General features: G+C 61.0%; 11 protein-coding genes and 1 pseudogene. All 12 read right to left on the minus strand.

Annotated elements, in window-relative coordinates; all coding sequences use genetic code 11:
* Positions 1-60 precede the first annotated feature (60 nt).
* Positions 61-846: a response regulator transcription factor gene (locus tag NKH33_RS31895; RefSeq protein WP_352923451.1), complete on the minus strand. Its 786-nt coding sequence runs from the start codon at positions 844-846 to the stop codon at positions 61-63.
* 28 nt (positions 847-874) lie between these two features.
* Positions 875-1354, minus strand: a complete 480-nt coding sequence (locus tag NKH33_RS31900) for a NifX-associated nitrogen fixation protein (protein WP_352923454.1) — start codon at positions 1352-1354, stop codon at positions 875-877.
* A 17-nt stretch (positions 1355-1371) separates the two neighbouring features.
* Positions 1372-1869: a nitrogen fixation protein NifX gene (gene nifX / locus NKH33_RS31905; protein WP_352923457.1), complete on the minus strand. Its 498-nt coding sequence runs from the start codon at positions 1867-1869 to the stop codon at positions 1372-1374.
* Positions 1835-3217 (minus strand): nitrogenase iron-molybdenum cofactor biosynthesis protein NifN, encoded by a 1383-nt coding sequence (gene nifN, locus NKH33_RS31910; protein WP_352923459.1) that lies wholly within the window; start codon positions 3215-3217, stop codon positions 1835-1837. The genes nifX and nifN overlap by 35 nt, the downstream gene beginning before the upstream one ends.
* 9 nt (positions 3218-3226) lie before the next feature.
* Positions 3227-4717: a nitrogenase iron-molybdenum cofactor biosynthesis protein NifE gene (gene nifE, locus NKH33_RS31915; protein WP_352923462.1), complete on the minus strand. Its 1491-nt coding sequence runs from the start codon at positions 4715-4717 to the stop codon at positions 3227-3229.
* A gap of 56 nt (positions 4718-4773) precedes the next feature.
* Entirely contained in the window at positions 4774-6315 is a 1542-nt protein-coding gene (gene nifK, locus NKH33_RS31920) for a nitrogenase molybdenum-iron protein subunit beta (RefSeq protein WP_352923464.1), read from the minus strand.
* A 127-nt stretch (positions 6316-6442) separates the two neighbouring features.
* Positions 6443-7945, minus strand: a complete 1503-nt coding sequence (nifD, locus tag NKH33_RS31925) for a nitrogenase molybdenum-iron protein alpha chain (protein WP_352923467.1) — start codon at positions 7943-7945, stop codon at positions 6443-6445.
* Between the two features lie 99 nt (positions 7946-8044).
* Positions 8045-8938, minus strand: a complete 894-nt coding sequence (gene nifH, locus NKH33_RS31930) for a nitrogenase iron protein (RefSeq protein ID WP_023801970.1) — start codon at positions 8936-8938, stop codon at positions 8045-8047.
* A gap of 487 nt (positions 8939-9425) precedes the next feature.
* Positions 9426-10634, minus strand: coding sequence for a type II toxin-antitoxin system HipA family toxin (locus NKH33_RS31935; protein WP_352923469.1), 1209 nt, complete (start codon positions 10632-10634; stop codon positions 9426-9428).
* 18 nt (positions 10635-10652) lie between these two features.
* Complete coding sequence (locus tag NKH33_RS31940) at positions 10653-10982, minus strand: helix-turn-helix domain-containing protein (protein ID WP_352923477.1); 330 nt, start codon at positions 10980-10982, stop codon at positions 10653-10655.
* Positions 10983-11482: 500 nt separating this feature from the next.
* Positions 11483-11666, minus strand: a pseudogene (locus NKH33_RS33370) (transposase); the annotation flags it as partial.
* A 158-nt stretch (positions 11667-11824) separates the two neighbouring features.
* A partial coding sequence (locus tag NKH33_RS31950) for an NAD(P)/FAD-dependent oxidoreductase (RefSeq protein WP_352923472.1) occupies positions 11825-12573 on the minus strand: 749 nt, incomplete at its 5' end.

The raw sequence follows: 12573 nt of genomic DNA on the forward strand, positions 1-12573 counted from the left end.
CGCAAGACTGGCCCTCAGCACGACGAAGATGCAGGGAGTGGCACTACATCCGTTCGCTATTTAGTCGTCCGGCTTCTCGAGCGAGTAGCCGGCAGACCTGACGGTACGAATGACGCTGCCGGGCGAGGCCGTCTTCAGCGCCTTTCTAATCCGGCTGACATGGACGTCGACCGTGCGTGCACCGATATGGATATTGTCCGGCCAGGCCGCGTCGATCAGCTCGTCTCGGCTGAAGACCTTGCCGGGATTCTCAAGCAATTGCCGCAGCAGGTTGAATTCGATCGGTCCGAGATGGATGTCGTGGCCATTGCCGCGAACTCGGTGGGAATCGAGCTTCATCTCAAGGCTGCCACAGCAGAGCCAGCTGCCGTTTTCGATCCCGTTTGAACCCGGCTTTGGCAGCGCCAGCTTCGTCCGTAGACAGTCGAGCAGCTTGGCCGGCGCGAAGGGCCGCACAAAGCTCTCGTCAATACCTGCCTTCAAGAGATCGAGGTGCTGGTTCTCGGCGCCGGGCGCGATCAGCGCAATTACGGGCAGGCCGCCGGTCCGGGGCTCCCCCTTGAACCGGGCGCAGATTGTGGAGCCTGTCGCGCTTGCCGGCCCGCAGTCCAGTACTACCGCCTGGAGCTCCCGTTCATCGGCCAATGCAAGTGCTTCCTTCACGCCGCCTGCCGGCTCACTCGTGAAACCGTCCACCCCCAGAATGTGGCTGAGGAACAGATACAACTCCGCATCTTGCGAACAGATCAGGACCAGTGGCTTCATCAGCGCTACCCCAAGAACCACATCGGCCTCGACCGCCTCGATTGAGAGGGCTGGCCATCGCATATCCTCAAGGCTTGGCATGATCCCCGGGCTCGAAGACCCGGTTCCATCATGCCCGCGCCACCTCGGGATAGGCTTCAATGGCTGTGATCGAATCGCCGGCCAGTTGCGTGCCCGCCGCGGCGAGTTTCCAGAACGTCTCGAAACCGAACCGGTGGACGTCGCGCAGAGTCTTCGACACAACGACCAACCGCCCGGCCGTGAGAAGCACGCGCCCGAAGCCCTCATGGCTCATCTCCATCATCGGCGATGCCATCAGGCCGGAGCGCTCTTCGATCGCAAGCCCGACGGCGGTGTAAAACATCTCGAGCCTCCACAGCACATCCGGATCGGGATCGCTGATGATCGGGATCGCACGGCGCTGTTCCCTAGTAATGATGAAGTCGCCCAGCAGCTCGGCGTCCGATTTGCCTTCCCACGACCCGTGGGAATCATGAGCCCGGACCAGCCGCACGAGGCATTTGACGAACGGGGTGGCAAGGGCCGCCTCGTCTTCGGCGACAGCAGGGCTAACCACGACGTCAGACATTTCGCCCACTCCTCATTTCAGTCCTCGTGCTCGAAGGACGGTTTCTGTTCGGCGACACCTGCCTGCGCCAGCACTTTGCGCAGCCAAGGTGGAGGACACGTCCTGAGCATCATCTGCGTGCGCAACAGCACCTCTTGGATGCTTTGGGGGTGCGGCACTTTGATCGGATGAATTTTTGCCGAAACAACCTTGGCTGCCGAAGGTCCGCCGATCGCCAGACAAAACAGCAGATGACAGCCCTTCAGCGCCTCCACCTTCGGGGTGATGCGGTCATCGCCCTCAGTTCGGTGCTCCCCGCTCTCGTCGGAAACGTCATCGAAGGCTAAGGCTTCCACGAGATTCCACTCCTCGCGCATCACGTCGTAGACAGCAAAGCGCTTGGCCGACCCGAAATGGACGTCGAGGTTCTTCATGTCCTGCGTGGCGATAGCCACGCGCAATGCGCCGGCTTGGCGTTCCGGCGTCGGTGCGTGAACCTCGTCAGTGACGAGCGAGAGGCGACGAACGGAGCTCATCTGGCATTTCTCGCTTACGGAGTGGATCAAGCGCCTCAGGCGTCGGCGCGTGCCGGTTGGCTTCAAAGATGTTGGCAACCTCGAAGATCAGGTCGCGGGTCCCCTGGTAGAGGATTGTGAGCTTGTGCTGGCTGCCGAGCCGGTCGAAGATCGGGAAGCCGACCCGCATGAGCGGAATGCCGAGGCGCTGCGCCGCCTGGCGGCCGTGGGAATGGGTGACGAGAAGATCAGCGCCGGCGCCAAGAGCTTCCAAATCGCCGAGATCGCCGATTTGAACCGACTGCGCCGGTACTTCCTCCAAAATTTTCGACATGTCGGTCGTGGTGACCGCCGCCGCGATTTCGGAGCCCATTCCGATGAAGAAGCTCGCGAGTTGGTAGAGTTGGTCTGGTTCAGCAGCGATCGCAATTTTCTTGCCTCCAAAGTGGAAATGTCCATCGAGCAACGCGTCCTGCAACTGCGCCCGGCGACGGCGCACCCCAGCCGGCGCCGCCGCGCCCGAAACCGCGGACAGCAGCGAGACGAACCGGTCGGCGTCCTTCAATCCAGTCAGCGACCGGAACAGCACGTAAGGCACGCCTGTCAACCTCTGGAGCAGCTCGGCCGGGACGCGCATATGCTCACCGATGACGATGCATTGCTCGGCCGTGCCAAGCTCGCGGATATCCTCGACGCTGGTGCCGCCATAGGTGGTCGTGACCCAGCGGTCGGGCACCGTACCGTCGAGCGAGCCGGAGACGTCCGGCAGAATCACCGGCTTGAGTCCAAAGCTTTCAACCATCTGACGCAAATGCTCGATATCAGCCACAGTGAGGTTCCAGCCAGGCAGGATCACGATCTTCTTCGATTGCGGCGCCTGCTCGCCGGGCCGCGTAATCCTTTCGATCATCGCGGTGACAGCCTTGGCCCAGCCCTCTTCGATCGCGCCGTCGAAATCCGGTGTGTTGGCTAGCACCACCTCCGTACCCGCGAGTTCTTCCGTGCGCTTCAGCCTGATATTGGCGATATCTCCTGCGCAGTCTTCGCCCCGGGTTTCCACCAGCGCCGTCGTGCAGATCCCGATCAGCGTTGGGTTTGTGCGGGCCTTGAGGTTGAGGATCGCCTCTTCCAGATGGTCTGCCCCGCCGAGGATCGTCGCCACCTCATCCATCGCCGTTGTCTGCAAGGGGACGGCTTCCTTGAAATGCCGCACGAACAGCACGAGCGCAAAGCTGGTGCACCCCTGGCTGCCGTGGAACAACGGCATCGCGCCGTCGACGCCAAGAAAGGCCAAGGCGGCACCCAGCGGCTGCGATGACTTCAGCGGATTGACCGCCGCCGCTTTGGTCTGGGGAAGGATGCGGACCATCGGCTTTCCTCAACACTCACCGAAATCGTCGGCCATCGTGCCGGCGAATTTCTTGAGATCCTGGACAGTCGCGGTCTCACGATTCGTGCTCGGCGGTTCGTCCTCTACGGCAGGCTGGCAATCCCACGGTGGCGGCTCCCGCACCTGGCGCCAGATCGGGTTATGAATGGCGAGGTCGATCTGGCGTACGAGTTCCACCATGCCGTCATAGCCGGCATAAGGGTGTTGGCGCTCCTGGTTGATATCGAGCCAGGGTGTCTTGGCTTTCAGCGCGATGAATTGCGTGCGCCCGCCCGACAGCATGATATCGGCCTTGTGTTCTGAGAGCATGGCGTAAAGCTCGCGCGCTGCGATCTGCTCTAACATGTGGTTGTCGTCCTTGAGGATGTGCTTGATGCGCTCCTTGTCTTCGACGGTCGACTTCTTGACAGAGGTGCCGACGATCTCGATGCCGATCTCCGTCAGAGCACGGACGACCGACCAGGACTTCACACCGCCGGTGTTGAGCAGCACGCGCTTGCCTTCGAGCCTCGGCCGGTAAGCGGCGAGCTTCTTCCAGGCGATCGCCTCCTCCTCTGCAATCAATGCCTCGGTGCGGCCGAGGATCGCCGGATCGGCACCCTTCTTCACGAGCAGCTGAGATATCTGTCGGAGCGCTTCAGAGGTGTCGGTGATGCCGTAGAAGGAGCCCTCGAAAAACGGGATGTCCCAGCGCTGCTCCATCTTGCGGGCGAGATTGATGAGCGCGGTCGAGCACACCATCATAGCCGCTCGGGCGCGGTGCGCGCAGGCAATGTCGAAGTAACGCGCGTCACCCGGGATGCAGGCGCGCACCCGGATCCCGAGCCGATCCAGCAGCGGCTTCACCAGCCAAAATTCGCCCGAAAGGTTGAATTCGCCAAGAATGTTGATGTCGTAAGGGCCGGCATCGTCGGGCTCCACCGTGCCGATGACATGATCGAGCAACGCCTCGCCGGCAAGCTTGTTGCCGAGATTCTTGGAGCCGACGAAGCCCGGCGCATTGACCGGCACCACCGGCAGGCCGAACTTTTCCGCCGCGCGCTTGCAGACGGCCTCAATGTCGTCGCCGATCAGCGCCGTAACACAGGTCGGATAGACGAAGATCGCCGGCGGCCCATACGCTTCCTTGATCTCGCGGATCGCTTTGAAGAGCTTCCGCTCGCCCTGCCCCATCACAACATCGAGTTCGGTGAGATCGGTCGTGAAGCTTGTGCGCCACAGCGTTGGCCCGGACGAAGCCGCACCGCGGTTATCCCAGGAATTGCCCTCGCAGGCGAGCGGCGCATGGATCAAATGCGCAACGTCGGTGATCGGCTGCAGCACGATCTTGGCGCCATCGAAGGCACAGCCGCCGGCCGCCGCCCCAGGGGTCAGTGGCTTCGAACAGCCCTTTTTGCTCGCCTTGGCATCCTTGCCGTGGTTCTTCTCGCAGGCAGGCTCGTTGAAGACATCCTGGATTTTGGCTCTGAGCAAGGACATTGCGTCGGTCTCCAAAGTCCCTCGGGAAGACGACCGGCCAAAGCCGACCGTCACGCTTAGCGGGTGAGGTCATACGAATAGTCCGTCACGCCCGTCTCGCTTGTCTCGCGATCGAGCTTGTCGAAGATCTTGTCGAGGATCGTCGTCAGGACGCGCAACCCGCCTTGGTAGCCCATAAGCGCAAACCGATGGTGATGGTGGCGGTCAAAGATCGGAAATGTCAGCCGGATCAGCGGCGTGCCGGTGTCGCGCTCCAGATACTTGCCATAGGAGTTGCCGATCAGCAGGTCGACCGGCTCGGTGAAGAGCAGCGAGCGCATCGCCCAGAGGTCCTTGCCCGCCCAGACTTGAGCATCCTCGCCGAAGGGCGATGATGCAAGCAGTTCCTTCAACTCGGCTTCCCATGACGAGGTGCCGTTGGTGGCGAGGCAATGGGTCGGCTCGCCGCCCGTCTCCATGATGAAGCGGGCCATGGCGTAAACAAAGTCCGGATCGCCGTAGATGGCGTATTTCTTACCGTGCAGCCAGGATTGGCTGTCCGCGATGGCGTCAACAAGTCGGCCGCGCTCCAGGCGGATTGCCTCGGGGATTTGCTTGCCGGAAATCGCGGAGACCTCCATCAGGAAGTCGTCGGTTGCTTGGACTCCCAGCGGGTAATGGAACGAGGCAGTCGCCTGCCCTACCCCCTCGCAATACTCCAGTGTTTTTCGGGTGTTGTAATGTTGTAGCGAAAGTGTCGCCTCGGCGTTGAGCGCCTTCCTCACGTCTTCGATCTTGGTGCCGCCGTCGTACATGCGGTATTCGCCGTCCGACGGCGTGTCGAACTGGTCAGAGGCGTCTTGGATTAAGGTATAGGACACGCCTATCAGATCGAGCAGGCGCTTGAGTTCCCGGTTGTTGCCCACGCAAAAGCCGTCGAAACCCGGAATGATGTTGATGGTTCCCTCGGCTTCCGTGCGCTCCTCGCCTTTCCAGAAATGCTCCAAAATGCCCTTGACCGTAACGTCATAGCCGTCGACATGGCTGCCGACGAAGGCCGGCGTGTGGGCGAAGGGCACGTCGAAGTCGCGCGGGACCGAGCCTTGGTCCTTGGCGTTCTCGATGAAGCTGTGCAGGTCGTCGCCAATGACCTCCGCCATACAAGTGGTCGAGACGGCGATCATCTTCGGGTCATAGAGTTGGTACGTGTTGGCGAGCCCGTCGACCATGTTCTTCAGACCACCGAACACTGCCGCGTCCTCGGTCATCGAGGAGGAAACTGCCGAAGCAGGCTCCTTGAAATGGCGCGACAGGTGCGAGCGGTAATAGGCCACGCAGCCCTGGCTGCCGTGGACGAAGGACATGGTTCGCTCGAAGCCTGCGGCCGCGAACACCGCGCCGAGCGGCTGGCAGGCCTTGGCGGGGTTCACGACGAGCGCTTCGCGAGCAAGGTTCTTTTCGCGGTATTCCCAGGTCTTGGTGAATTCGCGTTGGTCGGTAACGACCTGGTCCGGGTGAGGACATTCGAAATTCAGCCTCTTCTCGGCGAGCATCTGCCTGTATTCCGGCTCGCGGAACAGGGGCGCGTGGTCGAGAACTTTTTCAGCCGACTGCGGCATGGATGGTTACCTCTTCTCCATCTGGCCGCGCCATACGGCGGCACAGGGACGTCGAAACGTTTCAGGTCTCCCGCGGACAAAAGGCCACAGGCGTTCAACGGCCTCCCGGCTTCCGGGAGGCCAGGTTTCATTCGGCTGCGATCGCCGCCGACGGCTCGGCTTTTTTCTTCCAGGGGGCGTCGTAGAGGTTCCAGACCGGGTTGTTGATGGCCAGATCCATGTCGCGGGCGAAGATGGCGAAGCCGTCGTAGCCGTGATACGGGCCGGAATAATCCCAGGAATGCATTTGACGGAACGGTATGCCCATCTTCTGGACCGGGTACTTTTCTTTGATGCCGGAGCCAACGAGATCAGGACGGATCCCCTCAATGAACTTCTCCAGCTCGTAACCAGTCACGTCGTCATAGATCAGCGTGCCCTTCTTCACGTAATGGCCGGTACGCTGATAGTCGTCGTTATGGCCAAATTCATAGCCAGTGCCGACGATCACCATGCCCAGATCCTCATATGCCGTGACGACGTGACGGGGGCGCAGCCCGCCGACATAGAGCATCACCGTCCTGCCTTCGAGGCGCGGCCGGTATTTGGCGATGACGGCATCGACCAGCGGCCGGTATTTGGCGATGACCGCCTCGGCCTTGGCCTCGATTTCCGGCCCGAAATGCTTGGCTATCTTGCGCAGAGAGGCTTCGGTCTGGGAGGGGCCGAAGAAATTATACTCCATCCAGTCGATGCCATACTTTTCCTCCATGTGCCGGCAGATGTAGTTCATCGACCTGTAGCAATGGATGAGATTGAGCTTGGCCTTCGGCGCGCGCTCTATTTCGGCCAGCGTAGCGTCGCCCGACCAGTTGCCGACCACGCGCAGGCCCATCTCCTCGAGCAGGATGCGCGAAGCCCAGGCGTCGCCGCCGATATTATAGTCGCCGATCACATTGACATCGTACGGGCCGGCCTCGAACTCGATGTCCTTCTTTTCGAAGACCCAGTCGCGGATCGCATCGTTGGCGATGTGGTGCCCGAGGGATTGCGATACGCCGCGGAAGCCCTCGCAGCGCACCGGCACGATCGTTTTTTCGTGCTCCTTGGCCTTGTTGCGGGACACAGCTTCGGTGTCGTCGCCAATCAGGCCGATCGGGCATTCGGATTGCACAGTCATGCCCTTGTTCAGCGGAAACAGTTCCTCGACCTCGTCGATGATCCGTTCCAGCTTCTTGTCGCCACCAAAAACAATGTCCTTCTCCTGGAAATCGGAGGTGAACTGCATCGTGACGAAGGTGTCGATGCCGGTCGTGCCGACGTAATAGTTGCGGCGTTGCGACCAGGAATATTGCCCGCAGCCGACCGGGCCGTGCGAGATATGGACCATATCCTTGACTGGACCCCACACCACGCCTTTCGAGCCGGCATAGGCGCAGCCGCGAATCGTCATCACTCCGGGGATGGACTTGATGTTCGATTTGACCTCGCATTCGGAAAGGCCCTCGCTTTCCTCGCCAGCCTCGTCGCCGCTCTTTGCGACGCTGAGGTGCTTTTTGCGGCGCTTCGCCGCCTTGTCAGGATATTGCGACAGCACCTCCTCGATAAGCTTCGCATGGAGGGCGCCGTCATTCTCGTATTCCAGGCTCATGGGACCCCTTTCAAGGTTCAGGGTGACGCCTCACCAACGAGGCGCCGTTCTTTGAAAGGCGCGCCAGGTCAAGGCCGCGCCTCGTGTCGGCAGCGGTCGTTACTGTGCGGCCGCCTTCGCCGCTTCCTTGACCTGAAGCTCGGCAAGCATCTGCTCGTCAGTCTTCATGATGCCGAAGTCGAGCAGCATGTCCTCGAGCTCCTCCATGGTGATCGGGGTTGGGATGGTGCCCTGGCCCGAATTGGCATGAATCTTCTCGGCCAGTGCCCGGTATTCCCCGGCCTGCTTGGAGTCCGGCGCATACTGGATGACAGACATCTTCCTAAGTTCGGCGTGCTGGACGATGTTGTCGCGCGGCACGAAGTGGATGAGCTTGGAATTGAGCCTGGAAGCCAGCGCTTCGGCGAGGTCCAGCTCGCGGTCGGTTTGGCGCTCGTTGCAGATCAGGCCGCCGAGCCTCACGCCGCCCGAATGGGCGTATTTCAGGATGCCCTTGGCGATGTTGTTGGCGGCATAGAGCGCCATCATCTCGCCGGACATGACGATATAGATTTCCTGGGCCTTGTTCTCGCGGATCGGCATCGCAAAACCGCCGCACACCACATCCCCGAGCACGTCGTAGGAGACATAGTCGACATCGTCGTAGGCACCGTTCTCCTCGAGGAAGTTGATCGAGGTGATCACGCCGCGGCCGGCGCAGCCGACACCCGGTTCAGGGCCGCCCGACTCCACGCATTTGATGCCTTTGTAGCCGACCTTGAGCACGTCCGCGAGTTCGAGGTCTTCCACCGAACCTTCCTCTGCCGCGAGGTGCAGGACCGTATCCTGCGCCTTCGCGTTCAGGATGAGGCGGGTGGAGTCGGCTTTGGGATCGCAGCCGACGATGAGGATTCTCTGCCCGAGGTCGACAAGGGCGGCGAGCGTATTTTGGGAGGTGGTGGACTTGCCGATGCCGCCCTTGCCGTAAAAGGCGATCTGACGCAAACCTGACATGTAGCTTTCCTTCCTTCGTTCCATTCATCGCGGCTGCCGCGACATGAATGCCGGTCGGGCAGCTGTCGCCGCCTCGCACCCAAGGATCTCAAGACTCGTGCCAATTTGGCTGATCGAACCGAAGAATAATTTCAGGGTTGCTTTTCAGGGATTTAGCTCGAGGCCAAAGAAAGGATCGTCGGAACAAGCCGTGTAGCGGACCCGACAATGGCGACACAAAGCGTCGGATCGCGATCCTCAGTCACCGCATTCGTTCGAACCGCATCGTTTTGTTGAGGTGGGCGAACAGCATCTCGACCTTCTAGCGTTAATTGCGGGATGCTGCGAACTCTTCTGTTCCGGCGAGCTGACGTGCTTGGTTCTCGCGTGTCCTCATCGACACTGCGCGGAATCTGCGCGCCACGCTGGCATACCATCGATCCACGGCCATCCATCCGGGGCCACGGGCGGATAATTCCGCCATATCACCAAGCCAAGGGGACTCGGCTCACTTATCGGCGCAGGAGTTCAGTATCGGCGTCATCGCCTGCACATGTTCATCGATCCGCTCGAGCACTTTCGCTGCGACAACGTCGCGCTCAGGCAGATGCCACCAGTGCTCGTTGACGAGTTCGACGGTCTCGGCCACTGCCTTCAGGACTGCCGGCTCCGGAAGCCTTGCACGGTTCGCAAATGCTCTCCATCGTGGTGCTGCTAGCGCCTTGAACGAGCGCTCCCCTCCAAGCGAAAGCGCCATGGCGTCGGCGGGAATATATGGCACGGTCGACAGAACGTCGTAGATTGGTGCAAGCGCCGGCTTGTCGCCGTTACCGGGATAAATCAAAGACCCGTTCTTCAGGTGCATGTCGCCATTGCCAGTGATGACCGTCAGCGCCAGGCGGCGGACGAATTCGAGAGCCGCCGTAGGCGAGACGGCCACGCCAAGGGCCAAGGCTATGTCGTGATAAGCGGCCCCCTCATATTTGCACGAGGGATAGACACCGAAGACCTGAGCGAAATCCTCGATGTGTATCCTCTCGCCATCGGCGCCGCGATCGAAGCGTTTGACGAGAAGGACCTTGCCCTCGGACAGCGTGTTGAATTCTTCGGGAACGCCCTCAAAATCGGACTTCTCGACCAGTTCGCATTCAGGAACCTCCATGCCGATTCCTGCAGCCAGCGCCAGGTTGGCGAATTCATTTTCGGAAACGCCTGGAAACGCCGTCGAAGGGAACTTGGCGATGTACCGGCCTTGCTCGTCCATCGGCAAGGTGAGGCCGCCGCCTTTTCCAGTGTTCTTCATGACGGAGAGCTTCATCTGCACGCCGGCAAGCGAGAACCGTGCCTTGGGCTTAGCCTTTGAAGCATCCTGCGAAACCGCTATCGCGCCGTCACTGGGCAACGCCCGTACGGCTCCCGGCAGATCAGCGCCCAGCGCCGCTAAAAGGTCGAAATCATTGCCTGGCCGCACATTGCCTTCGTGGTGCATTTCCATCGCCTCGCGCAATTTCTCCTCCGGCAGGAGGTTCGCGAAGAAAGCGGGCAAGACGCCCGCCAGAGGCTTCGGATCTTTCCGCAATCCTCCCGTCGCTGCCCGGAACGACAGGCTGAAAACCGGAAAGCCGCTGGTTGCGCGGTAGGCCTCATCGAAGTTGAATGCATGGAAATCGCCCGGCGTCCTAACGATTGTGCCGATCTTCAGTGCGTTCAAGAGCACTCCAACGACGGGATCGTCTTAGGTGCGCGAAAGACTGGAGCCATGATCGTCATCGTCAGGTTGAGAAACGAAGGCGGGTCGATCGTCGTCATCATGCGGACGCAATAGAGCCTGGACAGCCGGCACCATGACTTGCGGAACCAGCATCATTTCCAGACCGAGCGCGCGAGCGATATTCACGAGCGTCGTCGCACGCGCCGCTGCGGCTCCCTTTTCGATGTCGCGATAGCGGGGACGGGATATACCCGCCAAGTCAGCGACCTGCTCCTGCGTCATGGCAGCGGCCAGCCTCGCCTGCCTGAAAAGCCCACCGATTTCGCGCAGAATTTCCGATTCACAGTCGATCATGATACGTATACGATCTATTCCAATGCGCGATGATACGCAAAGGAATCTCATCCAGCGAGCAAGCCAAACTTTTATGATCTGTTCGCGTATCATATATGAAGATAATGATATGCAAAGAGATCAATCCTTCTTCGAGGATCTCTCAGGCTTTAGCGCCGCACAGCGAGCGACGTTCCTCCGAGAACAGCTGCTATGGCCACCGGGCTCCTCTGATGGCGCCGCCGGTTTGCCAGGCTTCTTGCGGCCTGCGGCCTGGCGCTGCTCTTCTTTTTCGGCCTCGATCCGGCGCTCTTCTTGCGCCGCCAGCTTGGCCTCGGCTTCCAGCGACGCCATCGCCTGCTGGATTTTGGCCAGCCGGTTCTGCTTGTCGCCGGCCCAATCCGGCATCTCGTCGCCGCGCTTGTCCTTGCCGAATGTCACGTCGTCCTCGGCATCCGCGGCCTCGGCCGCCGTCAGCATGCGAGCGACCTCGGCTTTCATTTCCAGCTCGCGCTTCTTCATGCGCTCATAACTCATCGCCTTGTGTTTCGACGCGTTCGCCTTGATCTTCTTGCCATCCAGCGCGACATGGCCGATTTTGACCAATCCTGCCGTCGCACACAGCTTCAGAACCTGCACGAACAGCGCCACGAGCGCCTTCAAATGCCGCTTGCGGAAGTCACTGATCGTCCGGAAATGCGGCGGATCGAGCGCCACGATAATCACAAAATCATTCCGTTCGCGGCAGGCCCTGGCCGGCTGTTTTCGCCAGCTTTGGGCCATCGACCGCCTGTCGCGTTCCTTCGCGCCCCTCTGTCCCTCCAGCATCAAAAGGGCCGTCGCGGCGCACCCGCCCTTCCTGCTCAAATCACATTCAATTCCCGAAACGGCCGCCCGTCGTCGATCCGGCTATACCCAAACGCCGAGCAATCCACCGTGCGATAGCCGCCATGCACGATCAGTTCGGCCAGCGCCTTGCCGACCGCCGGAGCCTGCTGCAAGCCGTGACCGGAAAACCCGTTGGCGAAGAGGAAATTGCCGACCTCCGGGTGCGGGCCGATCACCGCGTTCTGGTCGAGCGTGTTGTAGTCGTAGTGGCCGACCCAGGCGCGCGTCGGCTTGATCGCCTCGAAGGCTGGAATGCGGGTCGCCAGCACCGGCCAGATCACCTCTTCGAACAGCGGCCAGTCGGGGTCGAAGTCGGCGGGGTCGGCCGGTCCTTCGCCCTCTTCCGGCTCGGCGCCGCCGGTGATGTAGACCGAGCCCTCCGGCCGGACATAGATGCCGCTCGGGTCGACCAGCAGCGGCATGTCGTCATATTTTTCGCGCGCCTCGAAGACGAAGACATTGCGCTTGCGCGGCTCCACCGGCAGCGCCAGCCCGGCCATTGCTGCCACCTTGCCGGCATTCGGCCCGGCGGCGTTAACGACGGTGCCGGCCTCGAGCCGCTCGCCATTGTCGAGGGTCACACCGGCGACGCGCTTCCCCTGCCGCTCGATACCGGTCACCGACGCTGTGATGAAATCGATGTTCTTGCTTCGCAGTGCCTTGCGGAACAGCATCAGCATCGCATGCGCGTCGAACCAGCCTTCGCCGCTGCGGCCATAGGCGC

Source organism: Mesorhizobium sp. M1182 (genome assembly GCF_040318335.1).
Classification (GTDB): domain Bacteria; phylum Pseudomonadota; class Alphaproteobacteria; order Rhizobiales; family Rhizobiaceae; genus Mesorhizobium.